This window comes from Nonomuraea diastatica (assembly GCF_004349015.1).
Classification (GTDB): domain Bacteria; phylum Actinomycetota; class Actinomycetes; order Streptosporangiales; family Streptosporangiaceae; genus Nonomuraea; species Nonomuraea diastatica.
Genome location: NZ_SMKP01000005.1, coordinates 89,737 through 112,186 on the forward strand (window position 1 = coordinate 89,737; position 22,450 = coordinate 112,186).

23 protein-coding genes and 1 pseudogene are annotated in these 22,450 nt (G+C 71.4%); 11 read left to right on the forward strand and 13 right to left on the reverse strand.

Going from position 1 to position 22,450, the window contains the following annotated elements; translation table 11 throughout:
• The first annotated feature begins 19 nt into the window (after window positions 1-19).
• The 4 genes from E1294_RS02870 (at window position 20) to E1294_RS02885 (ending at window position 3,968) form a co-directional block, all read left to right on the forward strand.
• Entirely contained in the window at window positions 20-1,009 is a 990-nt protein-coding gene (locus E1294_RS02870) for an AAA family ATPase (protein WP_132504148.1), read from the forward strand.
• Between the two features lie 3 nt (window positions 1,010-1,012).
• On the forward strand, window positions 1,013-1,897 hold the full coding sequence (locus E1294_RS02875; RefSeq protein ID WP_132504150.1) for a DUF58 domain-containing protein: 885 nt from the start codon (window positions 1,013-1,015) through the stop codon (window positions 1,895-1,897).
• A gap of 64 nt (window positions 1,898-1,961) precedes the next feature.
• Complete coding sequence (locus tag E1294_RS02880; protein WP_132504152.1) at window positions 1,962-2,912, forward strand: VWA domain-containing protein; 951 nt, start codon at window positions 1,962-1,964, stop codon at window positions 2,910-2,912.
• Window positions 2,913-3,968, forward strand: a complete 1,056-nt coding sequence (locus E1294_RS02885) for a vWA domain-containing protein (protein WP_132504154.1) — start codon at window positions 2,913-2,915, stop codon at window positions 3,966-3,968.
• Between the two features lie 30 nt (window positions 3,969-3,998).
• Here the strand turns inward: E1294_RS02885 and E1294_RS02890 are convergent, their stop codons facing one another.
• From E1294_RS02890 to E1294_RS02910, 4 genes are all read right to left on the reverse strand, one after another.
• Window positions 3,999-4,403, reverse strand: a complete 405-nt coding sequence (locus tag E1294_RS02890; protein ID WP_132504156.1) for an RNA-binding S4 domain-containing protein — start codon at window positions 4,401-4,403, stop codon at window positions 3,999-4,001.
• A 65-nt stretch (window positions 4,404-4,468) separates the two neighbouring features.
• Entirely contained in the window at window positions 4,469-5,158 is a 690-nt protein-coding gene (locus E1294_RS02895; RefSeq protein WP_132504158.1) for a DUF899 domain-containing protein, read from the reverse strand.
• 116 nt (window positions 5,159-5,274) lie between these two features.
• On the reverse strand, window positions 5,275-5,739 hold the full coding sequence (locus E1294_RS02900; RefSeq protein WP_132504160.1) for a MarR family winged helix-turn-helix transcriptional regulator: 465 nt from the start codon (window positions 5,737-5,739) through the stop codon (window positions 5,275-5,277).
• 289 nt (window positions 5,740-6,028) lie between these two features.
• Window positions 6,029-6,901 (reverse strand): helix-turn-helix transcriptional regulator, encoded by an 873-nt coding sequence (locus E1294_RS02910; RefSeq protein WP_132504161.1) that lies wholly within the window; start codon window positions 6,899-6,901, stop codon window positions 6,029-6,031.
• 190 nt (window positions 6,902-7,091) lie between these two features.
• Between E1294_RS02910 and E1294_RS02915 the strand changes: the two genes are divergently transcribed.
• On the forward strand, window positions 7,092-8,135 hold the full coding sequence (locus E1294_RS02915; RefSeq protein ID WP_132504162.1) for an alcohol dehydrogenase catalytic domain-containing protein: 1,044 nt from the start codon (window positions 7,092-7,094) through the stop codon (window positions 8,133-8,135).
• Between the two features lie 318 nt (window positions 8,136-8,453).
• On the forward strand, window positions 8,454-9,131 hold the full coding sequence (locus E1294_RS02920; RefSeq protein ID WP_220447520.1) for a YqjF family protein: 678 nt from the start codon (window positions 8,454-8,456) through the stop codon (window positions 9,129-9,131).
• Between the two features lie 32 nt (window positions 9,132-9,163).
• Here the strand turns inward: E1294_RS02920 and E1294_RS02925 are convergent, their stop codons facing one another.
• Window positions 9,164-9,373 (reverse strand): Clp protease N-terminal domain-containing protein, encoded by a 210-nt coding sequence (locus tag E1294_RS02925; protein WP_132504164.1) that lies wholly within the window; start codon window positions 9,371-9,373, stop codon window positions 9,164-9,166.
• Window positions 9,374-9,416: 43 nt separating this feature from the next.
• Between E1294_RS02925 and E1294_RS02930 the strand changes: the two genes are divergently transcribed.
• The gene (locus E1294_RS02930) at window positions 9,417-9,842 is read left to right on the forward strand and encodes a spore-associated protein A (RefSeq protein ID WP_246082771.1); all 426 of its coding nucleotides are present in this window, start codon (window positions 9,417-9,419) and stop codon (window positions 9,840-9,842) included.
• Between the two features lie 62 nt (window positions 9,843-9,904).
• Here E1294_RS02930 and E1294_RS02935 read toward each other — a convergent pair whose 3' ends face one another.
• The 6 genes from E1294_RS02935 to E1294_RS02960 all read right to left on the reverse strand — a co-directional run bounded on the left by E1294_RS02935 (window position 9,905) and on the right by E1294_RS02960 (window position 16,886).
• The gene (locus tag E1294_RS02935) at window positions 9,905-11,182 is read right to left on the reverse strand and encodes a M24 family peptidase (protein ID WP_132504165.1); all 1,278 of its coding nucleotides are present in this window, start codon (window positions 11,180-11,182) and stop codon (window positions 9,905-9,907) included.
• Window positions 11,179-12,204: an SDR family NAD(P)-dependent oxidoreductase gene (locus E1294_RS02940; protein ID WP_220447521.1), complete on the reverse strand. Its 1,026-nt coding sequence runs from the start codon at window positions 12,202-12,204 to the stop codon at window positions 11,179-11,181. The genes E1294_RS02935 and E1294_RS02940 overlap by 4 nt, the downstream gene beginning before the upstream one ends.
• Window positions 12,205-12,379: 175 nt before the next feature.
• Window positions 12,380-12,679: a pyridoxamine 5'-phosphate oxidase family protein gene (locus E1294_RS02945; protein WP_165977048.1), complete on the reverse strand. Its 300-nt coding sequence runs from the start codon at window positions 12,677-12,679 to the stop codon at window positions 12,380-12,382.
• A gap of 84 nt (window positions 12,680-12,763) precedes the next feature.
• Window positions 12,764-13,231: a MarR family winged helix-turn-helix transcriptional regulator gene (locus tag E1294_RS02950; protein ID WP_132504167.1), complete on the reverse strand. Its 468-nt coding sequence runs from the start codon at window positions 13,229-13,231 to the stop codon at window positions 12,764-12,766.
• On the reverse strand, window positions 13,218-13,970 hold the full coding sequence (locus E1294_RS02955; protein ID WP_132504168.1) for an alpha/beta fold hydrolase: 753 nt from the start codon (window positions 13,968-13,970) through the stop codon (window positions 13,218-13,220). Before E1294_RS02955 ends, E1294_RS02950 begins: the two co-directional genes overlap by 14 nt.
• A gap of 72 nt (window positions 13,971-14,042) precedes the next feature.
• Window positions 14,043-16,886 carry an AfsR/SARP family transcriptional regulator gene (locus E1294_RS02960; protein WP_246082773.1) on the reverse strand — a complete coding sequence of 948 codons (2,844 nt, stop codon included), beginning with the start codon at window positions 16,884-16,886 and terminating at the stop codon, window positions 14,043-14,045.
• Window positions 16,887-17,066: 180 nt separating this feature from the next.
• Here E1294_RS02960 and E1294_RS52345 point away from each other — a divergent pair, with 180 nt between their 5' ends.
• The 3 genes and pseudogenes from E1294_RS52345 to E1294_RS54285 all read left to right on the forward strand — a co-directional run bounded on the left by E1294_RS52345 (window position 17,067) and on the right by E1294_RS54285 (window position 18,623).
• On the forward strand, window positions 17,067-17,234 hold the full coding sequence (locus tag E1294_RS52345; RefSeq protein WP_165977050.1) for a hypothetical protein: 168 nt from the start codon (window positions 17,067-17,069) through the stop codon (window positions 17,232-17,234).
• A 395-nt stretch (window positions 17,235-17,629) separates the two neighbouring features.
• A pseudogene (locus E1294_RS57920) lies at window positions 17,630-17,830 on the forward strand (RiPP maturation radical SAM C-methyltransferase); the annotation flags it as partial.
• A 112-nt stretch (window positions 17,831-17,942) separates the two neighbouring features.
• Complete coding sequence (locus tag E1294_RS54285; protein ID WP_220447522.1) at window positions 17,943-18,623, forward strand: DUF5825 family protein; 681 nt, start codon at window positions 17,943-17,945, stop codon at window positions 18,621-18,623.
• A gap of 557 nt (window positions 18,624-19,180) precedes the next feature.
• On the opposite strand, the gene E1294_RS02970 is transcribed toward E1294_RS54285, so the two are convergent.
• Both E1294_RS02970 and E1294_RS02975 read right to left on the reverse strand, forming a co-directional pair.
• The gene (locus E1294_RS02970; protein ID WP_132504171.1) at window positions 19,181-20,242 is read right to left on the reverse strand and encodes a Glu/Leu/Phe/Val dehydrogenase dimerization domain-containing protein; all 1,062 of its coding nucleotides are present in this window, start codon (window positions 20,240-20,242) and stop codon (window positions 19,181-19,183) included.
• 198 nt (window positions 20,243-20,440) lie between these two features.
• The gene (locus E1294_RS02975) at window positions 20,441-21,877 is read right to left on the reverse strand and encodes a serine/threonine-protein kinase (protein ID WP_132504172.1); all 1,437 of its coding nucleotides are present in this window, start codon (window positions 21,875-21,877) and stop codon (window positions 20,441-20,443) included.
• Between the two features lie 164 nt (window positions 21,878-22,041).
• Between E1294_RS02975 and E1294_RS02980 the strand changes: the two genes are divergently transcribed.
• A complete protein-coding gene (locus E1294_RS02980) occupies window positions 22,042-22,431 on the forward strand; it encodes a hypothetical protein (protein ID WP_132504173.1) in 390 nt (129 codons plus the stop codon).
• Window positions 22,432-22,450: the final 19 nt, after the last annotated feature.

Sequence of the window (22,450 nt, forward strand, 5' to 3'; positions counted from 1 at the left end):
CCTCATGAGAAGGAAGCCCATGACCTCGACCAAGTCCCCCGAGTCGGCCCATCCGCTCGAACACGTGCTGTTCGAGGTCAAACGTACGATCGTCGGGCAGGACGTCCTGCTGGAGCGCATGGCCGTGGCGCTGATCGCCGACGGTCACCTGCTCGTCGAGGGCGTGCCGGGCCTGGCCAAGACGCTCGCGGTGCGGTCGCTGGCCGCCGCGATCGCCGGGAGTTTCCAGCGCGTCCAGTTCACTCCCGACCTGGTGCCCGCCGACCTCGTGGGCACGCGGGTCTACCACCAGCACTCAGGGGAGTTCAAGACCGAGCTCGGCCCGGTGTTCACGAACCTGCTGCTGGCCGACGAGATCAACCGCGCCCCCGCCAAGGTGCAGAGCGCCCTGCTGGAGGTGATGCAGGAGCACCAGGTGACGATCGGCCGCGAGACGTTCCGGGTGCCCGAGCCGTTCCTCGTCATGGCGACGGAGAACCCGATCGAGTCGGAGGGCACGTACCCGCTGCCCGAAGCGCAGGTCGACCGGTTCATGATGAAGGTGATCGTCGACTATCCGACGCAGGCGGAAGAACAGGCGATCGTCGACCGGGCGCTGCGCCCGCCGGAGCCGCCGCAGGCGATGGTGACGGCCGATGACCTGGTCGCGATGCGGGCCCGCGCCCAGGAGGTGTACGTCGATCCGTCGATCGTCGACTACGCGGTCCGGCTGGTCTCGGTGACCCGTTCCCCCGCGACCGCCGGGCTCGGCGAGCTGGAACGGTACGTCACCTACGGGGCGAGCCCGCGGGCGTCCATCGCGCTCGTCACGGGCGCCCGGGCGCTGGCGTTCCTGCGCGGCCGCGACTACGTCCTGCCGCACGACCTGGCCGAGCTCGCGCTCGACGTGCTGCGCCACCGCCTCGTCCTGTCGTACGAGGCCCTCGCGGACGACGTCGACGCCGACACGATCATCACTAGGGTGCTCGGCGCGGCCCGGGCCCCCGACGTCGTCCTGCAGAACCGCTGAGCCATGGCCACCGCCCCCGACAGGCTCCTGCTCCGTCTGGAGTGGAAGGTCGTCCGCAGACTCGACGGCCGGCTCCAGGGCGCCCACCGCACCACGTACCGCGGCTCCGGGATCGACTTCACCGGGTTGCGCGCCTACGCCGACGGCGACGACGCCCGGCACATCGACTGGAACGTGACCGCGCGGCTGGACGAGCCGCACGTGCGCGTGTTCACCGAGGACCGCGAACTGACGGTGTGGCTCGTGCTCGACCGGTCGGCGTCGATGGCGGCGGGCCGGCCGGGACGCGGCAAGCACGACGTGCTCGCCGAGCTCGCGCTCGTCCTGACCCGGCTGTTCGGCCGGGGCGGCAACCGCGTCGGCGCCCTGCTGTTCGACACCGGGATGTTGCGCGTGGTGCCGCCGGGCACCTCCCGGCGGCACGCGCTGCGGATCGGCGCCGAGCTGGACCGCACCGCCGGGACACGGGGCGGCAGCACCACCGACCTGGCCGAGATGCTCGACGCGGCCGGACGGCTCGCCCGCCGCCGCGCCCTCATCGTCGTGCTGTCGGACTTCATCGGCGACGGCGACTGGGAACGCTCGCTCCAGCGCCTGGCCCGGCGGCACGAGGTGGTCGCCCTGCGGATCGTGGACACCGCCGACGACGTGCTGCCCGAGGCCGGGCTGATCGTGGTCGAGGACGCCGAGACGGGCGAGCAGCTCGTCGTCGACTCCGCCGACCCGCTGCTGCGCGTACGGTTCCGCGAGGCCGTCGACGACCGCGACGCCCGGCTCGCGGCGGGCATGCGCCGGGCCGGGGTGCCCGTGCACCGCGTCGACACCGACCGCGATCTGGCCGAGGCGCTCGTCGAGGTCGTCGCCCGAACCCGGGACCGGTCGGCATGACGCAGGTCGTCGAGGCCGTCCATGGACACGGCACCCTGGTCATGAGGCCGGCGAAGGAGGCTTCATGACCCTGTCCTCCCCGCTGCTGCTGGCCGCCGGACTACTCGTGACGGCGGCGCTCGCCTGGGCAGCCGTCGTCTCGGCGCGCCGGCGGACGGCGATGCTCGCCGCGGCCGGGGCAGCCGTGACGGGCGGCCGGCGGGCGTACCTCGGAGCCGGGTTGACGATCGCCGGCGTCGGCGTGCTCGCGATCGCCACCGCCGGACCGGCGGCCATGGTGCCGGTGCCGCGGACCGCGGGCACCGTCATCCTCGCCATCGACGTCTCCAACAGCATGGGCGCCGGCGACGTCGCGCCCAACCGGCTGGCGGCCGCGCAGCGGGCGGCCCGCGCCTTCGTGGCGGCGCAGCCCGACAGCGTCGACATCGGAGTCGTCGCGTTCGAACGGGGCGCGCTCACCACCGCACGCCCCGACGCCGACCACTCCGTCGCGCTCAAGGCCATCGACCGTCTGAGACTCACGGGCGGCACCTCGCTGGACACCGCCATCACGGGCGCGCTGTCGGCGATCACCGGCAAGCAGGTTGCGGTCGGCCGCGACGGCGAAGCTCCCGACATCGGCTACTGGCCGTCGGCGACGGTCGTGATGTTCTCCGACGGCCAGAACCAGGGCGGCGAGGTCGAACGGGCCGCCGAAGTGGCCCAGCGGGCGGGCGTGCACATCCACACCGTCGGGGTCGGGACCACGGCCGGGGCGACGGTGAAGGTCGACGGCTACCACCTGCAGACCTCGCTGGAGGAGGAACCCCTCACCGTGATCGCGCAGACCACCGGCGGCGCCTACCATCCCGCCTCCGACACCGCGCGGCTCGACGGGATCGCCGACACGATCGATCTGCGGCTCACCGCCTCCGACGAGCCGCTGCCTCTCGCCGGCGGGCTGATCGGGCTCGCCCTCGTGCTGATCACCGCGGGAGCGGCGCTCACGGTGCTCCGGTCTGGACGGGTGATCTGAATGGTGTTCTCATGGCCGTGGGCGCTGCTGTCCGTACTGATCATCCCGCTGATCTTCGGCATCCGCTGGTGGGCGCGGCGGCGCCGGCGGCGGGCCGCCGTGCGTGTCACCTCGATCGCGCTCGTACACAGCGCCCTGCCCGGCCGCACCCGCTGGACGCGGAAGATCCCCGCGGCGCTGTTCATCGCCGGGCTCGCGTTGCTCGCGGTCGGTGCCGCGCGCCCGCAGGCGTCGGTGCCGGTGCCGCAGACGTCGGCGACGATCCTGCTCGCGCTCGACACCTCCGGCTCCATGTGCTCCACGGACGTCGACCCCAACCGCATCACAGCCGCGAAGAAGGCCGCCGCGGAGTTCATCGAGTCGCAGCGGGGCGGGCCGCGCATCGGCCTGGTGACCTTCGCGGGCAGCGCGGGCCTGCTCGTGCCTCCCACCGACGACACGGAATCGCTGATCGAGGCGCTGGACGACCTCACCGTGGACCGCGGCACCGCGATCGGGCAGGCCATGCTGACCTCGATCGATGCGATCGCGGAGGTCGACCCGTCGGTCGCGCCCACCGGGGCGAACCCGCCCGGCGGAGGGCCGGGCTACGCCGGCGCCGCGATCGTCGTACTCACCGACGGCGCCAACACCCAGGGCGTCGACCCGCAGACCGCCGCCCAGGAGGCGGCGCTGCGCCGCGTCCGCGTCTTCCCCATCGGCTTCGGCAGCACCAAGCCGGCCCCGATGGTCTGCGAGAACTCGCAGTTCGACGGCCGTGGCTGGGGCAGCTGGGGCGGCTTCAGCGGACGCGGCGGATTCGACAGAGGCCGCAACGTCCGCATGATCGACGAGCCCGCGCTCAAGCAGATCGCCCAGACCACCGGCGGCTCCTACCACCGCGCCGAGAACGCCGACGAGCTCCACAGCGCCCTCGAGTCCCTGCCCGGCAGCTTCACCGTCATCGACCAGCGGGTCGACACCGCCGCCGCCTTCGCCGCCGGCGGCGCCGTCCTCATCACCGCGGCCCTGTCGCTCTCCCTCTGGTGGAACCGCCCCCGTACCCCCGCCCGCTGACGGTACGCGCAGCCCAACGACAGCGGCCGGTCAGTCCCGGCGGCCCCGCCCCTCCGGCGTCTGGCGGCCGAGCAGCTTCTCGATGTCGCGGCGCTCGCGTTTGGTGGGACGACCCGCGCCGCGAGCCCGGACGGCCACCGTCACGGTCTCCTCGCGGGGAGGCGGCGGAGGGCTCTTGTCGACGTAGCATTCGGCGGCCACGGCGGCCCCGACGCGCTTGGTGATGATCCGGGAGACGACCACGATGCGTTCGCGCCCCTCGTGCCGCAGCCGGATCTCGTCACCGGCGCGGACGGCGTGCGCGGGCTTGACCCGCACTCCGTTGACCCGGACGTGACCGCCCCGGCAGGCGTCGGACGCGATCGAGCGTGTCCTGGTCAGCCGCACCGACCAGATCCAGCTGTCCACCCGGGCACTCACCTGCTCACCAGCCATCCCGACACTGTACTGAGCCGGGCGGCACCCCGTGGATCGCGCAGGTCCGCCGCGGCGCGGAGCGTTCAGGCGGTGTCCGGGCCGTAGAGCGCGGCGATGTCCTGGGAGCTGGCCCACCGGCTGTAGGCGGGCGACTGCGGCCAGCCGTCGGGCGAGTCCTGCCACTCCTCCTGCCGCCCGTACGGCAGCAGGTCGATCAGCGCGAACGTGTGGCTGAGCTGCTCGGTGCCCCGGCCGTTGGTGTGCCAGGTGCGGTAGACGGTGTCGCCGTCGCGCAGGAACACGTTGACGGCGAAGCCTCCGCCGGGCGGTGCGCCGACGTCGGCGCCGAACGGGCTGTTCGCGGTGGAATACCAGGCCATCGTGTTTCCGACCCGGCGCTTGTAGGCGAGTGCCTCGTCGATGGGGCCCTGGGTGACGATGACGAACCGGGCATCGTAGTTGTCCAGGAACTCCGTCCGGGTGAACTGCGAGGTGAAGCCCGTGCAGCCCGAGCACTGCCATTCCTCGCCCGGGAACCACATGTGGTTGTAGACGATCAGTTGCCTTCTGCCGTCGAAAACGTCCGCCAGCCGGATCGGTCCGTCCTCGCCCTCGAGGGTGTAGTCCGGCATCTCCACCATGGGCAGGCGGCGGCGCTGGGCGGCGATGGCGTCGAGTTCTCTGGTCGCGGCCTTCTCCCGGGCACGCAGCGCGTCGAGCTGCCGTTGCCAGGTGTCGGCGTCGACGACTGGTGGTAGCGCGTTCGTTCTCATGGTTCCTCACCGATCCCTTGCGTGGTTTTCCGTGCTCAAGGGGGTAGACCGGGCCCGCGCGCCGAACTCATCGGTGGCCGGCCGCTCCGTTCGGGGAAGGGGGGAGGCGGAGGGGGCTACGGGGAGCGCTCGTTCGCCTCGTCCTCGTTGTCCGGGTCGAGCCGCGCCCAGACCTCGGCGAGGTTGCGCAGGTGCTCGTCGTCGAGCCGGTCGAAGAAGAGCCTGCGCAGGTCGCTGTGCTGCCGGCGCCATGCCTTGCGCAGCAGCGCCCTGCCGTCCTTGGTCAGCACCACCTCGAAGCCGCGGCCGTCGTCGGCCGACCGTCGCCGTTCGATCAGCCCGCGGCGCTCGAGCCGGTCGGCGAGCCGGGTGAACCCGCCGGTGGACATCAGGCGCCGCTGCGCGAGATCCGACATCCGCATGCCGTTGCGGCCGGCCTCGCCCAGCAGTGACAACACGCTGTATTCGGCCATGCTCACGTTCAGCGGAGCGAGCCCGGCCTCGATCTCCCGCCAGATCCGATCGTGGGTGAGCAGGAACCCCCGCCACGCCTGGTCTTCAAGCTCTCGCAGGGTCGCCATGAGCAGCACAGTAGCGGCAGGGCGTCGTGGGCACCAACCGACATGCCTGCCTGCGCAGGCACCATGAACGCGGCCGGGCGTCACCACCGGTTACGACAGCCACCTCGCCTACGCCCAGTCCAACGTGTTGTTCGCCGTGGAGCTGGACCGCGGCGTAGCCGAGGACGGGATCCACGGCCACGCCGTGCACCCGGGCGTGATCGTCGCACGAACCAGGGGAGCGCGACCTGACGCCTGCGACCCGGAATCAACAGTTCGTATCGTTGATATCCATGAGGCGTGCCCAGTGTCACCGTGTGTCCGCGGACGGTGCGGAGGTCTGAGGGGCCGGGGCGGCCAAGCTGCTCAGCAGCCGCATCGCGTCGGCGGTAGGAGAGCCGGGCTCGAGGTTGTAGACGCACAACGTCTGGTCGGGATCGCCAGGAGGCTGGAGGGTCTCGTAGGAGAAGTGGAGCTCCCCGACCGCGGGGTGGAAGTAGCGCTTGGTGCCGTGGGTGCGGCGCAGGACACGGTGGTCGTTCCACCAGGTGGTGAACTCGGGGCAGCGCAGGGTGAGCTCGCCGACGAGATCGGCCAGCCGCCGGTCGTCCGGATAGCGGCCCGCCTCGAAGCGGAGCATGGCGACCGTCTCGGCGGCGATCTGCGCCCAGTCTCCGACGCGGTCGCGGGCGACAGGGTCCAGCAGGTAGTAGCGGGCGAGGTTACGCAGCGGGACGGGCAGGGCGTCGAAGTCGGTCAGCACCTCGCGCGCCAGGCGGTTGGCGGCCAGGATGTCGGTGCGCCGGCCGACGACGAAGGCGGGGACGTGCTCCAGCGTCTGGAGCATGAGGTGGAGGCCCGGGCGGACCCGCTGCGGGGCGGTCGGGGCACGGCGCGCGAATGCGGGCCGCGCCAGCAGGTCGATGAGGTGCTCGCGTTCGGCGGGGTCGAGCTGGAGGGCGCGTGCGAGGGCCTCGACGACCTCAGGGGACGGAGTGCCCGCGCGGCCCTGTTCGAGACGGGTGTAATACTCGGTGCTCATGCCGGCGAGGCGGGCGACCTCGTCGCGGCGCAGCCCAGGCACGCGCCTGGCACGGCCGTCCTCCGGGAGTCCGGCCCGCTCGGGAGTGACCCGGGCGCGTCGGGAGCGCAGGAAATCGGCGAGCTCGCCCCTTCTGTCCATAACGTCATTGTCATCCCGCCGCGACGGGCACACCCGCGGCTGGGTGGCCCTGTCAGTACCTGCCCTGCCGGTACCTGCCCGCTCACGGCCTGTTCAGAGCGGTTGCCGAGGGCTGCGGCGTGGTGTGCTGGGTATGGGCCCGGCAGGACCGGTTCCGCAAATGCTCTGCCTCCTTCCGAAGGGGTTCATCATGTCCACGGAAACGTTCGCCAAGCCGCTGACCGTACGAGCCGCCCAGGTCACCGAACCCGGCGGCCGGTTCAGCATGGTCGAGCGCGAGCTGCCCGAGCCGCAGCCGGGCCACGTCCGGCTCACGGTCGAGGCCTGCGGCGTCTGCCGCTCCGACGCGGCGTTCGTCAACGCGGCCTTCCCCGACGTGCCGTTCCCGCTGGTGACCGGGCACGAGATCGCCGGACGTGTCGAAGCGGCCGGTGACGGCGTCGAAGGCTGGGACATCGGCGAGCGGGTGGCGGTCGGCTGGTTCGGTGGCAACTGCGGAACCTGCCTGGCCTGCCGCCAAGGCGACTTCATCCACTGCGCACGCATGCAGGTTCCCGGCTGGGCCTACCCGGGCGGCTACGCCGAGGCGGTGGTCGTTCCCGTGTCCGCGCTGGCCCGCGTTCCCGACGAGCTCAGCGCCGCGGAGGCCGCGCCCATGGGCTGCGCCGGTGTGACCACGTTCAACTCGCTGCGGCACAGCGCGGCAGGGCCTGGCGACCTCGTCGCCGTGCTCGGCCTGGGCGGGCTCGGCCACCTGGGCGTGCAGTTCGCCAACAAGCTCGGGTTCGAGACCGTGGCCGTGGCGCGGGGCTCCGACAAGGCAGAAGCGGCCAAGCACTTCGGCGCCCACCACTGCATCGACAGCAACGCCGGTGACGTGGCCGGCCAGTTGCAGGCCCTGGGCGGCGCGAAGGTCGTGCTCGCCACCGCGGCCAGCTCCGACGCCATGAGCGCCGCCATCGACGGGCTGGGCAACAACGGCGAGCTCATCGTGCTGGGCGCCACGCCCGAGCCCATCCAGGTCAGCCCGTTCCAGCTCATCTCGTCCAGCAGGACCGTGCACGGCCACCCGTCCGGCACCGCACGCGATGTCGAGGAGACCCTGCGCTTCGCCGCGCTGACCGGCGTCCGGCCCTTGATAGAGACCCGCCCTCTGGACGACGTCGCGGTGGCCTACGACCGCATGATGTCCGGCGACGCCCGCTACCGCATGGTCCTCACCACCGGCAAGTGACCATCGCCTTGCGTACGGTGACGCGGGCAACGTCGAACTCTTCCTGGAGCTTCACCTCGGAGATCAGGGTGACACGCTGGTGCGCGAGCCGTCCACGGTCGCAGGCCCACCACCATCAGCCGGTCCACGACAGAGCGCGCCGTCCTCATCTCCGAAGCCGACTACGAGGACCTGCTGCGCGCCCGCAGGGAACTCGAGGCCGGCCGCGTGGCCGAGGCGATCACTGCCCGCAACCGCGGCGAACGGATTGCCGGTGCGGCCGGAGGGCAGGGGGGCGAGATGCGTGCTCCACCGTCACCCCACGTCAGCCTGCCCGTGATGTACCACAGCTGGTCGCGGATGACGTTCATCCACTGGCGCTACCGGCCGGAGCAGGTGCAGGCGCTGCTGCCGGCGCAGCTCACGGTCGAGACGTTCGACAGGGCGGCCTGGGTGGGGCTCACGCCGTTCCTCATGCGAGGGGTCCGGGTGCCGGGTGTTCCCGCGCTGCCGTGGTTGTCCACGTTCCCGGAGACGAACCTGCGGACATATGTGCGCGACGCTCGGGGACGTACCGGCGTCTGGTTTCTGTCCCTGGACGCCGGACGCCTGCCCGCCGCGCTCGGCGGACGCGTCGGCTACTGGCTGCCCTACTTCTGGTCTGACATGTCCGTGGACGCCAGGAACGGACACACGCGGTACCGGTGCCGCCGGCGATGTCCCGGACCTGGTGGCGCGCGGTGTGACGTGGAGGCGGAGACCGGTCTGCCTCTGGCGGAGCGCGAACGCGACGAGCTCGCGTACTTCCTGACCGCCCGCTATCGGTTGTTCAGCCTCGTGGGCGGCCGGTTGGCGGCGGCGCGGGTGGAACACCCGCCGTGGCCGCTGCACCACGCCTCCCTGCACGGCCTGGATCAGGACCTGGTGCAGGCCGCCGGGCTGCCCGCGCCTGGAGAGCGGCCCGTCCTTCACGCCTCCCCGGGGGTGCGGGTCAGGGTGGGGATGTGGAGCTGGTGAGCGGTGGTACGCCCTCCGGCGCGCGATCGAGCTCAGAGGTCGCCGTGGAGCACCTTGATGACCTGGTCGCGGGTCTGTCGCAGGCCGACGCCCAGGGCCTGTGATCCATCGTCGTGGAGGAGACCGAGCAGGAGATGCTCGGTGCCTACGTACCGGTGTCCGAGGCCGGTCGCCTCACGGCGGGCCAGCTCCTTCCGGGGATGGGTGAGCAGCCCGCCGCCATGTTGGCGTGTCAGTGGCATTCATGGTCACATGTCGTGAACATTGATCGATGAAGGGATATTCGTGCGCACACGCAAGCTGGCGACCCTCCTGACCGGCGCGGCCATCGCCGCCTCCACGACGATGGTGGCGGGCGCCGCCCCGGCCGCCGCGGCCGGGCCCTGCGGCAGCAGCTACACCCGGGTCGGCGTCTACGCCGTCCACGACAAAGTGGACGGGAGCCGCACGGGCACGCTGGAGGTGTACTACAGCTCCAGCACGGGCAAGAACTGTGCCCTGACCTACGGCTACGGCCGCTACGCCAACACCAAGAGCTGGAAGGGCGTCATCATCTCGCGAGGCGACGGCAGCGGGGAAGACGCGGACGCAGGCGAGTTCACGTACTACGCCGGCCCGGTGTACGTCTCCGCGCCCAACCAGTGCATTGACGTTGAGGCCGTGGTACCGGCCTGGAATTCGCGCAAGCTCAACAACGTGCACTGCGGCTGAACCCGTCGCGACGGACGCGCGGACAGGCCCTGCCACGTTCGTACGTGGCGGGCCTGCCGGGGTTACCGGCGCGTCCGGGGAGCCGGCCCTGTCGCCCGGAGGATCTGCGCCGTGTACGGGTTGAGCTCGATCGGCAGGTCCTCCCCGACGATCATCGTGCCGCCGATGTGGACCATGTGACGCCCGAAGGCGTAGTTGGGCTCCAGGACGAAGGTCATCCCGGGGTCGAGCTCCATGTCGGCGAAGAAGGCGTGACCGTCCGGCACGGGCGGGTAGTCCTCGGCGCCCGGGAGCCCGCCGATGTCGGTGCGGAGGCCGCCCAGCGCGAGGCCGGGGTTGAGCGAATGCACCGCGATGCTGAACACCGAACCGTCGGCCGCCAGGATCGGCTTGTGCATCGCGTCGACGAGTTCGCCGAACGTCCGGCCCGGGCGCAGCGCTTCGAGGCCCGCGTCGTAGGCGGCGCGAGCGACGTCGCCGGCGCGATGGAAGTCCTCGTGCACCTCGCCGATGGCGATCGTGACCTGGTGTTGTGTGTGGCGTCCGCCGAAGTTGGCGAACACCTCCGCGTAGATGACGTCGCCTTCCCGCAGGACGCGCGGCGCCGTGGGGCGGTAGCCCCACTCCGGCAAGCTTGAGGCGACCGGATCAGGACCTGACCAGAAGTGCATGGCTGCGGGAAGCGTTCCTCGCCGGTATCCCTCGGCCATGCCCGCCGCGTACACCTCGCTCTCCGGGACGCCGGGAGCGGCGGTCTCGACCATGGCGTGGACCATGGCGTCGCCGATGCCCGCCGAGTGGCGTACGACGTCGATCTCCTCCGGGCTCAGCCGGCTGACGAGCCGGGCCAGGGCTGTGTCGACCGGTGTGAACTTGGCCTCGGGGAACCGCGCCAGGACCTTGTTCCAGAGGTGGAAGGGCATGATGCCCTCGGGGTGCCACGGCAGATGGGCCCCGAGGCCGACGACGCCGATCGTGGCCTTCGCCAGCCCGAGCTCGTCGAGCGTCGCGGCGATCGCGGCGGAGTGGCGAGAACCGCGCAGGTTCTTGGGCGGGATCCACATGGCGCCGCCCCGGTGGGACGACTCCAGGTGGTCCGCGATGAACATCGGGCCGGGAAGCAGCGATAGCGGTTCGCCGGTTCGCGGGAAGATCACCGTCGTCCCTGGCCGGCCGTTGGTGAACCACGTGTCGTACGCCACCTGCGCCGGGCCGGCGTCCTCGTGCTCACCGAAGACGAGCAGCGCGTCGAGACCCTCGTTCTCCATGAACGCGCGCGCCAGATCCCACCGGCGGTCACGCTCAGCGATCGAATAGCTCGGTACGGCCAGGTCACTCATGTGGTACTCCTCTGGGATGTCGCGGACCCGGCCCGGGCGGTCAGTGCCACGCTGTCGTTCCACAGCGCCTCGGCGCGTGCGGTGTCGTAGGACTCGTGCGACGAACGGATGGCCTGGCGTCCGTCGAAATACCTGCCCGTGGTGCCGGCCAGTTCGGGAGCGGTCACGAGCCAGGCCAGCGCTTCGCCCGACTCCTGCACGGTGCGGACGTTGGGTGACACGATCCGGCGCACCAGCGGGCGCAGGCGGGGCAGGACCTGCTTGGAGACGAAACGGACCGGGGCGGCGGCGTCGCGCTGCAGGTCCGTTCCCAGGACGAGGCCGGGGTTGTAGGCGTTGGCGGTGACACCGGCGGGCAGGCGGCGGGCCAAGGCGTAGGTGAAATAGATGTTGGCCAGCTTCGACGTGCTGTAGCGGCGTTGACCGGACGCGAAGGGCTTGTCGGACGCGGCGGCGGGTCCGAGCTCGCCGCGGGCCAGCGCGTACGCGTTGTTCCAGGCGGGATCGGGCACGGGCGTCTTCATCGCCGGGTCATGGGTGTCGCTGGCCACCACGACCACGCGCGAGGATGGCCGCAGAACCGGCAGCAGTTCGTTGACCAGCACGAAGTGGCCGAGGTGGTTGACCCCGAAGGTGGACTCGAAGCCGTCGGCGGTCACGGTCATGGTGGTCCCGGCCTGCACTCCCGCGTTGCACACCACGCCGTGCAGCGGGGGGAGCCCGCCCGAGGCCAGCCGGTCGGTCAGCTCGGCCGCGAACGTGCGGACCGACGCGAGGGACCCGAGGTCCAGTGGCACCGCCTCGATCCTGTGGCCCGTCCGCGCGGCGCCGGCCAGCCGATCGACGGCCGCCTGCGCACGGCCCGCGTCCCGTGAGGCCACGACGACGTGCCACGGTCCGTCGCGTGAGCTGAGGATCGCGGCGGCGCAACCGTACCCGATGCCGGCGCTTCCCCCTGTGATGATGATCGTCCTGGCCTTGCCCGATGGGCCTGACATGTGCGGCTGCTGTGTCGTTGTCATGCCGTCAACGGTGCGGGTTGCCACGCGCCTGGACCAGGCACAAGTCAGCCAGGGACAGGCCGTCCCCGGCTGACGGCGCAGGCGGCCAGGACCGCCGCGCGCGGCTCCTGGGCGCCGGGGGGTCGGCGTGGAGAGATCGTTCGTCCACGTGTGCGGTGGCCCGTCGCCGACGAGGTCAGTGCGCCCAGGGTCCGACGCCTGACACGTGTTCCACCTGGATCCGGCCGATGAGGGCCGTCCTGGACTCGCGGTTCGCGAAGGGATAGCCGGTGCCGAGGTAGCGCTGGGACTGCCGGTCCATGAAGGCCGCGAACCGCTCCGGGACGTCCGGGCCTTCAAAGGTCACGGTGCCGCGGACGATCAGGTGCTGCCGCAGGCCGGCCGCCGAATCGCGGTCGTCTTCGATCAGCACCGTGATGCGCGGGTCGCGCCGCAGATTGCGGATTTTGACACGGTGTTGCTCGACACCGAACACCAGGTGATCACCGTCTCTGGAGATCCACATCAGGCATGGGCCGAGCACCACGGGGACGCGATCCTGGCCGCGCAGCCCGAGTGATCAGGGTGCGTGTCGGCGGTGGGTACGGCGGGCCACGGCCTGGCCGGCGGGCAGGCCGCCGGCGAACGCCCGGAGAAAGCCGAGGACCTGCCCGAGATCGCGGCCCTCGGCTGCGGCATCGATCGACTGATAGAGCCTTTCCTCGATCTCGGTGATCTGCCGGACCAGATCGTTTCCTGCTTCGGTGAGCGACACGTCGATGTGGCGGCGGTCGTGGGCCGCCACGTCACGCCTGACCAGGCCGAGAGCGACCAGGCGGTCCACGAGCCTGCTCGGGCTGTTGCCGCTCTCGCAGACCAGGAGTTCACCGAGGCCGTTGAGCGTCAGAGGGCCATGCTCCCGCAGGACGCGGATCACCTCGGCTTGGGAGGGGGTGATGCCGAGCGGCCGCAGGGCCTGGCCGAGCAGCCGGTTGCCCTCCCGCTGCGCGGCCAGGATCAGGTATCTGAGCTCCTCAGCGGGCCGCATGGGTCATCTCGCGGTCGCCGGCCGTTTCGGTCAGGAACGTCTCGACGGCGCGGGCGTAGGTTTCGGGATGCGTGAAGCGGAACATGTGGCCGGTCCGGTCCAGCACGATCTCGCGGGAGCCCGCGATTCCGGTGCGCAGGATCTCCGCCGCCTGCTCGCCGATCAGCTTGTCATGCGACGGCGTGATGACCAGGGTCGGAACCTCTATCCTGTCGAGACGGTCGACGTAGTCGGCGGTGAGCGCCGCGCCGACGCGGGCTCCGAAAGACGTGGACGGGGTGTTGCCCAGGAACAACCGGCGGCTGTCGGCCTCGCTCCAGGGAATCTGGCCCGCACGGTCGTGGGGTGAGGCCAGCCGGTGGGCGTGCGCGCGCAGCGCCAGCTGCCGGTAGAGGCCGCCGCGCATCCTGCCCATGATCCGCATGGCGCCCTTCCAGACCGGGGAGGAGACGGGGTTGGCCGCGAAGCCGCCCGACATCACCAGGGCGCGCAGCCCGGCCGGTTGGCGGACGGCCAGCGCCAGTGCGATGTTCGCTCCGAAGGAGTCTCCGACCAGCACGTAGTTGTCCAGGTCCGCGACGTGGGCCGCGGCGGCGTCGGCGTAGACCTCCATGTCGGCCACACCTTCGGGGAGCCTGAAGGTGCGCTGCGGACGATGGGCCAGTGGGGTGAGCTGCGTCAGATCCCACGGGGCGCCGGAGAAGCAGGGGATGAAGACCAGGGTCGGTTCGTTCGACATGCCAATAAATTACACGACATATATGTCGTGTCAACTAAAGGGGGCGTCGCGCAGCGAAGAGCACGCCAGGAGTCAGCGTTGCCGCACGATCACCCGCGGCGTCGGAGGTGGCTCCTCCTGCTCCGCGGTGAGCCGTTCTGCGTGGGTGATGAGACCCAGCTTGCCCAGCAGGGTGATCGACCGCCGCCAGGCCTGCCGCGCCTCATCGACGCGGCCGAGCTCGTAGAGGACCAGACCGAGCCCCCAGGAGATCTCGGCCGCCCCGAAGTCGCCGGAGCCGCCCAGCTTCCTGTGGGCCGCCATGGCCTGCCGGTAGTGCTCCACGGCCTCCTCGAACCGGCCCGCCCGCCGGTACGCCTCGGCGCGGTGAATGAAGGCGCGCAGCCGATCGCTCGGCATGCCAAGCTCTCCGAGCAACTCGATCGACCGGGTGTGCAGCTCGACGGCCTCGTCGTAGCGGCCGGCGGCCTGGTGGACCAGCCCGAGATGGGTGAGATTGACCGCCTCCCCCCAGCGGTCGCCGAGCTCGCGGTTGAGCCGCAACGCCAGCGTGTGGTGCTCGGCCGCGCGCTCGGGCTGCCCCGCCGTGCGGTAGGCGACGCCGAGGTTGTCGAGCAACCCCGCCTCCATCGTCGCCTCACCCGCCCGCCGGTAGGCGTCGAGCGAGCGGTGCAGGTGGGCGATGCCGTCCTCGCTCGCCCCCATGCACACCTGCACCCAGCCGAGGTCGCCGTGGATGCGCGCTTCGTACAGGATCTCCCGGGTGCCGGCCGCCGCGGGCAGGGCCGACTGGGCGAGGCTGAGCTGCTTGAGCCAGTGGCCGCGTTCGTACAGCAGGACGGTGAACGTCGCCGCGAGCGAGACCACCAGGGTGGCCGTGGAGGGGCCCGCGGCCGTGCGGACCAGCGCCAGCACGTTGTCGGCCTCTGCGTCCGTCCACGCGTGGACGTCCTCGCCGGTCGCCAGCCGGGCGCCGGGATGATCGAGCGTACGCGGGCCGATGCCCGCGCGCCGGCCGGTGTTCGCGCCGAGCACCTTGATCGCGGTGCGGGCGGTCGCCAGATGGCAGTGCAGGACACGCCGGACGAGTTCGGCACGGCGGCCGGCGGGGTCCTCCGCCTCGGCCCGCTCGCGGGCGTAGAGCCGCAGCAGGTCGTGCAGGCGATAACGGTCGGGGGCGTGACTCTCCACCAGCTGGGCGTCGACCAGCGTGTCCAGGAGGTCACGCGCGCGATCCTCGGACAGCCCGGTCATCGCCGCGACGATGGTGGGCCCGGCATCGGGCCCGTCGAGCATCCCCACGTACCGGAACACACGGGCGGCCTCGGCTCCTGACGGGCTCGCGCGCAGGTCCTCGTAGCTCTCCTGGAAGACGGCGCGTACGGCCCGGTCGTCGGCGCGCAGCTCGTCCAGCCGGTGCCGGGCGGTGGCCAGCCGCTCGGCAAGAACTGACACGGGCCAGAAGGGCCGGCCGTTCAGCCGCGCGGCGGCCAGGCAGAGCGCGAGAGGCAGCCCGCCGCACAGGCGGACCACCGCCGCCGCGGCGTCCGGCTCGCGGGCGATGCGGTCGTCGTGGACCATGCCGCCGAGCAGGTCGGTGCCCCGCCCGACGTCGAGGACGTCGAGCTGGACGTGGACGGCGTCGTGCAGCGAGGTGAACATCCGGCGGCTGGTGACCAGGACGGCGCAGGTGGCGCTCCCGGGGAGCAAGGGTCGGACCTGCGCGGCGTCCCTGGCGTTGTCGAGCACGATCAGGACGCGTTTGCCGTCGGTGAGGGACCGGAACCGGCCCGCGGCCTCCTCCAGGTCGGCGGGCACGGCCGAGTCGGCGGTGCCGAGCGAGCGCAGGAAACGGCCCAGCACGATGTGCGGGTCGACCGGGCCGGCCTGCGGGATGGCCCCGTGCAGGTTGACGTAGAGCTGCCCGTCGGGGAAGTGCTCGACGAGCCCGCGGGCGACGTGGACGGCCAGTGCGGACTTCCCGATGCCGCCGATGCCGCTGATGTGACACACTCGCGGGCCCGCGGGGCGGTCTGCGGTGAGGGCAGTGCGTACGCGGGCGATCTCGGCGGCCCGCCCGGCGAAGAAGGCCGGGGGAGCGGGGAGCTCGGCGGGCACCGGCGGCGTGTCCGGCGCATGGACGGTGCCATCGGCGGGGGCCTGCATGGGGTAGGGCCACACCTCGACGGCGGGCTCGGCCGACAGCGCCCGCCGGTGCAGCTCCTGCAGCTCGATCCCGGGTTCGACGCCCAGCTCGTCCACCAGCCGCCGGCGGGCCTGCCGGAACGCCTTCAGCGCGGCGGCCCGCCTGCCGTCACGCAGCAGCGACAACATCCACAGGTAGGTCAGCCGCTCCCGCAGCGGATGCTCGCTGATCAGCATCGGCAGGTCGGCGAGCGACTCGATGGGGGTGCCGAGGCTCAGGCCGACGGCCACGTGCTCCTCGACCACGGCCAGGCGTTCCTCCGTCAGCGCCTGGCCGAACATCGCCGGCAGCCAGTCGCCCGAGACGTTCGCGAGCGGCGGCCCCTGCCACAAGCGCAGCGCCTGCCCGAAGAGGGCGTCGGCCTCGCTGGGGACACTCTTCCTCGCCAGGTCGACCAGCTCGCGGAAGCGGTGGAGGTCGACGTCGGCCGGCTCGACGTCGAGGCGGTAGCCGGGTGGCGCGGTGACGAGCGCGGCCTGGGGGACCGGGACGAGGACACGCCGCAGGCGCGAGACGTACTGGTGGATGGCGTTGCGCGCGGTGATCGGCGGCTCGTCTCCCCAGACCGCCCGCATCAGCCGCTCGGTGGTCACCACCTGGCGCACGTTCAGTAACAACATCGCCAGCACCGACCGCTGTTGTGGAGTGGACGGGCCGACGAGCCGGCCGTCCGCCCAGACCCCGACCGGCCCGAGTATCCGGAACCCCACCTGACGCAAGCGCCGCCCCTTCCCGACGACCGGATGGGCAGGAAGCCTACCGTGCCCCAGGTCAGCGAGCCGCCCGCCCCCTTCGGGGAAAGCCATTTCATCGGCATTTAAGCCGGTAATAACAGGCCGCTCATAACCTTTCCTCGACTATTTGTGGCGCGGTTGAAAGGAGAAATGCTCATGCCTGTGGAAACACCTGGTTCGACGGCGGTGGCCGGCACGGTTGATGCGCCCGCCCCGGGCACGGAGGCGGCGGCGGAGCGGACCGCCACCAAGCCGGCCATCAAGAAGACGCCCATTCATTCGCAGCTCGTCTACTCGCAGAACCTGTGGGGCAAGGCGGCGTAGGCGCCCGGACGGACCACGAGTGGGGGCGCCGGTTCCACGGCGTCCTCACCCGGGAAGGGAGGGACATGCGCGTCGCGCTCGCCGCCATGCCCTGGCAGCCGATCAACCGGCCTTCGCTGCCCATCGGCATCCTGCACGAACTGCTGCGCACGCGGCGTCCGGACATCGAGGTGAACGAGTTCCACGGCGGCATCCGGTGGGTCGAGTTCCTGATGAAGGACAGCGGCGGCGACCTGGGGCCCAAGGCGGTCACGGACATCGCCGAGTACGGCGTGCTGCACGGCCTGGGCGACTGGGTCTTCGCCGGCTGCCTCCACGACGACCCGGCGTGGAGGGACGCCGAGTTCCGCGCGTACGCCGAGGCCCGCGGGCTCGACGTCGACGCGGTGTTGCGGATGCGCCCCCACGCCGCCGGGTTCATCGACGTCGCCGTCAACGAGGTGCTGGCCGGCGAGCCGCACGTCGTCGGCTTCACCTCCACGTTCATGCAGAACGCCGCGAGCCTGGCACTCGCCCGGCGGCTCAAGCACCTGCGCCCCGAGCTCCTGGTCGTCTTCGGCGGGGCCAACTGCGACGGCATCATGGGCCACGCGCTGCACCGCAACCACCCGTTCGTCGACTACGTCGTGCGCGGCGAAGGAGAAGAGGTCTTCCCCCTACCTCCTCGACCGCGTCCGGGCGGCCGAGGACCCGGCCGATCTGCCCGGTGTGTGCTGGTGGAACGGCGCCGAGTCGATCGCCAACCCGCCCACGAGCCGCTCAGTGCCGCCCGCCGCCATCCCGCTGCCCGACTTCCTCGGATGGCAGGAGGCGTTCGAGACGTCGCCCGTACGCGAGCACGTCCGCCCGCAACTCGTCATGGAAGGGTCGCGCGGCTGCTGGTGGGGCGAGAAACACCAGTGCACGTTCTGCGGCCTCAACGGCTCCATGATCGGATTCCGGTCAAAGCCCGCCGACCGTTTCCTGGACGAGCTGTCCACGCTGGTCAGGCGGCATCAGATCCTGGACGTGCTGCCCGTCGACAACATCCTCGACATGAACTATTTCCGCACGGTCCTGCCCGCCATGGCGGACCTGGAATGGGACCTGCGCGTCCATTACGAGATCAAATCGAATATCCGCACCGACTACCGCAGAGGTCCAGGCTTCCTGCAGGTCAAGGACATGCGCGACCCGGCGGCCGCAGCCCGGATGATCATCGACGACGGGGCGCTGGGCTCGGCGTTCACCCACTGCCTGCGCCCGCGGAGACTGCCCGACCTCGGGGCGGCCGAGCGCGACGCCGTCGACGTGCTGATCGACGAGCGGCTGGTGCTCAGGTGCGGCGACCTCGTCGTCACCCTGCCGAACCGGATGCGCCGCTGGCCGGTCCCCGCCATGTCGGTCTGAGCCCGGCTCGATCAGCTCCGCCGGTCTCCGGCGTTGACCGGGGCCCGGTGCCGCCGCTCGGCCTGCCGCACCACCGTGTCCACGCTGCGGTCGAGCCGGAAACCGAATTGGTCGGGCTCGCCGTTGATGTCACCATCCTCGGATGGAGGAACAGGAGCTGCAGCAGATCCAGGCGAACGTCAGTCTGGCCATCGACCAGCTCGGGCCTCTGAGCATCGCCGCCGCTGCGGGCGGGCGTCGGCGCAAGACGGACGATGACGCGGGGCGTGCTCCTTCCCGACGGCAGCACGGCCTTCCCCTTCACGAAAGTGCGTACGCAGTTCCGTGGCGGGGTGGAGGACGGCGAATCGATCGCCGGCTTTCACCGGGTCGCGGTCGGCTTCATCGCCACGGGAAAGTTGCGGGAGGCACGTGAGGGCCGGGCCGGGCCCGGACGCGAGGTGATCCCTTCGGGGTTTCAGGAATCTTTGACCTGTTCACCACGCGTATCGCGATCTTCGGAGGCGTCCTCGTGCTGGTCGGCGCCCTCGCCGCATGTTCCGAGCGGTCGCCTCGCCTCACCGTTCCGGTGCGGTCGCGAGGGGAGGGCCGTCGGCGAGGTCGGCTGCGTCGCGCCAGGTGGCGAGGAATTCCTCCGCCACGGCGCACGAGCCCGCGAACGGGCCGCCGGGATGCTCCAGCGCCATCCCGGTGAGCCGGCCGACCCGCTCTTCCACCAGGTCCCGCGCCGAGGCGGCGTCGGGAACCCGGCCGGCGCGTTCGGTGAGGTAGCCGATCGTGGCGCCGGCCCCGCAGACGAAGTCCGCCAGCGTCATCACCGCCCGATCCGCAAGAGTGCGCAGCCCGGCCCCGGTGTACGGCACATTCGCCGCCGGAGCGACCACGCGGGCGCGTACCCCGGCGGCGCGTTCGGCCGTCAGGGTGCCGGTCCGCGCGCCGGGCACCAGCACGTCCGCGCCCACCTCGTACAGAGCCTCGGCGGGCCACACCGGCAGACCGAGCAGGCCCACACAGGCGTCGCCGTGCTCGGCGCGCAGTTCTTCGAGCGCTGCCACGTCCAGCCCGGCGGGGTCGGTTACGCACCCGTGCAGGGTCGAGAGGGCGACGAGGCGCGCGCCCCGCCGCGCGGCCTCACGTACGACGGCGCCACCCACCTTGCCGAACCCCTCCACCGCGAGCGTGCGCCCGGCCAGACCGCCGAGCGCCGTCTCCGCGGCGACGACCACGCCCAAGCCCGTCACCATGGTGTCCACCAGCTCGCCGCCGACCTCCTGGTGCAGCACCGAGTCGGTACGGTAACCGGGCAGCGAGGCGAAATCCTCCGTGCGCGTGCCCAGATCCGAGGCCGTGAGGAAGCCGCCCTTCTCGACCATCGGGGTGATCTCCTGGCAGTAAAGGGCCAGGGTTGCCGTCCGGTTCTCGGGCTCGGCCCGCAGCACCGCCTTGGCGCCGCCGATCCGCTCGCCGAGCACGGCCAGCTTGTACGTCATCGCCCGCGCCAGCAGCCCGGCCTCGCCGCGGGTGACGTCAGGGGCGAGCCGGGTGCCGCCCGCGCTCGTCGGGCAGTCCAGGTCGAAGGCGATGCATCCGTCCACCGAGGCCAGTTCAACGATCCTCATGCGCACTCCTTACGTCGTCCGATCGGCACCGGGCAGGCGATCACCGCGCCTGCCGACCAATCTCGCCGCGAACCGCCTCCATGTCCACTGCCGAAAAGGAGGGCTCGTGGCGGTCGACGGTGCCGCGCGGCCCCCGGCCGTACCGGGGTGCCGCACACCGCGCGTCTCCACCGCTGAGGTCGGGAGAGGGAGGACCTGTCAGCGGAAGCCGTCAGGGCAGAGGAAGGCCCGGATGGCGGCGGGCGCGCTCGCGAGGAGCGCCGGCCGGGACTCCAATGAGCAGAAGTTGCTGCCGATCTCCCCGCCGAGGAACCGGGTCGCGTTGCGCTTGGCGATGAGGTCGATGCCGCCGACTTCAGGAGAGTCGAGCTCGGCCGCGACCCAGCGGCCCACGCACCGTTTGCGCGCGACCACGGCATCCCCCGGCAGGCTGCCGCCGTTCAGCGCGGCGACCTGCCGGAGTATCGAGTCATCGGACGCGCAGGGAACGCCGGCGTCAGCGTGGCGCGTGCTCGCCCGCATCGTCGGGGTGGAGGTCCTTCTCTTGGGCGGTTCGGTCGTGCTGGGAGCATCTTCGGGGGACTCATTCGCCGTCGCCGCCTCGTCCGAGGTGTCGCCCGGGTCCGGCTGCGGGCTTTCCTCGTACGTGGGCGCGGGCGAGCTGCTCGGGCTCCGCAGCGCCTCGGGCGTGCCCCGCGAGCCCGCTGCGAACACCGCTCCCGCAGCCGCGACCGCCGCGACGACGGCGGCGGCCGACCACAGTGGCACCATGAGGCGCCTGCCACGCGGTGGCGGCGGCATGGGTTTGGTGCCCGACGTGAGCGCGGTGACCTGGTCGAGCAGTTCGTACGCGGTGGGCCGGGACGTGCGATCCTTGGCCAGCGCGCCGCGTACGAGGTCGTGGAGTGGGGCGGGCACCTCGGACAGATCCGGTTCGACGCTCATGACCCGGTAGGCGAGGACGTCGGGAGCTCCGGTGCCGAACGGCGGGCGGCCGGTCGCGGCGTAGACCATCAGCGCGCCCCAGGCGAAGACGTCGGCGGCGGTGTCCGCCACGTCGCCCCGGTACTGCTCGGGGCTGATCCAGCCGGGCGTTCCGATCAGCGCGCCGGTGCCCGTGAGCCCGCTCTCGTCGAGGGCCCGGGCGATGCCGAAGTCCAGGACCTTCGCGCCGGAGGCGGAGAGGATCACGTTCCCGGGCTTGAGGTCGCGGTGCACGATGCCGGCCCGGTGGATGTCGGTGAGCGCCTCGGCGATGTCCAGGCCGAAGGGGAGCAGCTCGTCCGGCTGCAGCCGGGCGTTCTGCTGGACGTAGGTGCTGAGTGTCGGGCCGGGGACGAACTCGGTGGCCAGCCAGGGAGGCATCGCCGCGGTGTCGGCGGCCAGCACCGAGACCGTGCAGCGCCCGCGTACCCGGGACAGCAGCTCGACTTCGCGGACGAAACGGGCAAGAAACTGCGGATCGGCGGCTAACCCCGGATGGATGACCTTGACTGCGGCCCTGGCGCCGTCGGCCGCGATCCCCGCGTAGACGACCCCCATGCCACCGGCGCCCATCCGGCCCACGATCCGGTAGGGGCCGATCGGCTCGCGGTCGTCCATCGCCAGGGGGCCGAAGCCGCCGGGGTCGCTCATCGTGCTCCGATCGCCGGATCAACGCAACAGCAGCGATCTTATTCGGGCAGGCCCTCTGTGACGCCGATCACATCCGGTGTGTGGATTCGTCAACAGTTGATCGCTGCGGGTCTCCGTAATGTCCCCGTCAACGGATCACACCGACACGGGGGAGGAACCCGAAAATGCGTAAGACCCTTGCGATCGCCGCTCTGGCCGCTTCGATGGCCGTCACCGGTCTGGCTCTGACCCCGGCCGCCGCCCAGGCGAGCACGCACTCCACGACGAGCTGGGGGAAGTTCTTCTCCGGCGACGGCAAGGCGTACACGTTCGGGACGACGTGGAAGTCGGGCCACAAGGTGTTCACGAAGTGGTACGGCGTGGACAGGAAGGGCGGCAAGAAGGGCTGGGTCTGGTTCGAGGTGTACCAGAACGGCCACTGGACCACGTTCAACAAGGCATGGGACGGCGAGGTCGCAGGCGCCTGGAACGGCCGGGGTATCAAGAAGGTGTACACCTTCACCTGCTGGGCCGGCAAGTTCGACAACTGCGGCAAGAAGTACCGCATCTACTGATGCGCGGTTTCGTCTATGA

Excerpts from the sequence above, each read along its gene's own strand:
- E1294_RS02885 (WP_132504154.1), top strand. The coding sequence starts at position 2,913 with ATGGTGTTCTCATGGCCGTGGGCGCTGCTGTCCGTACTGATCATCCCG.
- E1294_RS02910 (WP_132504161.1), bottom strand. The coding sequence starts at position 6,901 with ATGGACAGAAGGGGCGAGCTCGCCGATTTCCTGCGCTCCCGACGCGCC.
- E1294_RS02920 (WP_220447520.1), top strand. The coding sequence starts at position 8,454 with ATGTACCACAGCTGGTCGCGGATGACGTTCATCCACTGGCGCTACCGG.
- E1294_RS02980 (WP_132504173.1), top strand. The coding sequence starts at position 22,042 with ATGCGTAAGACCCTTGCGATCGCCGCTCTGGCCGCTTCGATGGCCGTC.
- E1294_RS02890 (WP_132504156.1), bottom strand. The coding sequence starts at position 4,403 with ATGGCTGGTGAGCAGGTGAGTGCCCGGGTGGACAGCTGGATCTGGTCG.
- E1294_RS52345 (WP_165977050.1), top strand. The coding sequence starts at position 17,067 with ATGCCTGTGGAAACACCTGGTTCGACGGCGGTGGCCGGCACGGTTGAT.
- E1294_RS02900 (WP_132504160.1), bottom strand. The coding sequence starts at position 5,739 with ATGGCGACCCTGCGAGAGCTTGAAGACCAGGCGTGGCGGGGGTTCCTG.
- E1294_RS02975 (WP_132504172.1), bottom strand. The coding sequence starts at position 21,877 with ATGAGCGACCCCGGCGGCTTCGGCCCCCTGGCGATGGACGACCGCGAG.
- E1294_RS02870 (WP_132504148.1), top strand. The coding sequence starts at position 20 with ATGACCTCGACCAAGTCCCCCGAGTCGGCCCATCCGCTCGAACACGTG.
- E1294_RS02875 (WP_132504150.1), top strand. The coding sequence starts at position 1,013 with ATGGCCACCGCCCCCGACAGGCTCCTGCTCCGTCTGGAGTGGAAGGTC.
- E1294_RS02915 (WP_132504162.1), top strand. The coding sequence starts at position 7,092 with ATGTCCACGGAAACGTTCGCCAAGCCGCTGACCGTACGAGCCGCCCAG.
- E1294_RS02955 (WP_132504168.1), bottom strand. The coding sequence starts at position 13,970 with ATGTCGAACGAACCGACCCTGGTCTTCATCCCCTGCTTCTCCGGCGCC.
- E1294_RS02895 (WP_132504158.1), bottom strand. The coding sequence starts at position 5,158 with ATGAGAACGAACGCGCTACCACCAGTCGTCGACGCCGACACCTGGCAA.
- E1294_RS02880 (WP_132504152.1), top strand. The coding sequence starts at position 1,962 with ATGACCCTGTCCTCCCCGCTGCTGCTGGCCGCCGGACTACTCGTGACG.
- E1294_RS02940 (WP_220447521.1), bottom strand. The coding sequence starts at position 12,204 with ATGACAACGACACAGCAGCCGCACATGTCAGGCCCATCGGGCAAGGCC.
- E1294_RS02925 (WP_132504164.1), bottom strand. The coding sequence starts at position 9,373 with ATGCCACTGACACGCCAACATGGCGGCGGGCTGCTCACCCATCCCCGG.
- E1294_RS02935 (WP_132504165.1), bottom strand. The coding sequence starts at position 11,182 with ATGAGTGACCTGGCCGTACCGAGCTATTCGATCGCTGAGCGTGACCGC.
- E1294_RS02950 (WP_132504167.1), bottom strand. The coding sequence starts at position 13,231 with ATGCGGCCCGCTGAGGAGCTCAGATACCTGATCCTGGCCGCGCAGCGG.
- E1294_RS02970 (WP_132504171.1), bottom strand. The coding sequence starts at position 20,242 with ATGAGGATCGTTGAACTGGCCTCGGTGGACGGATGCATCGCCTTCGAC.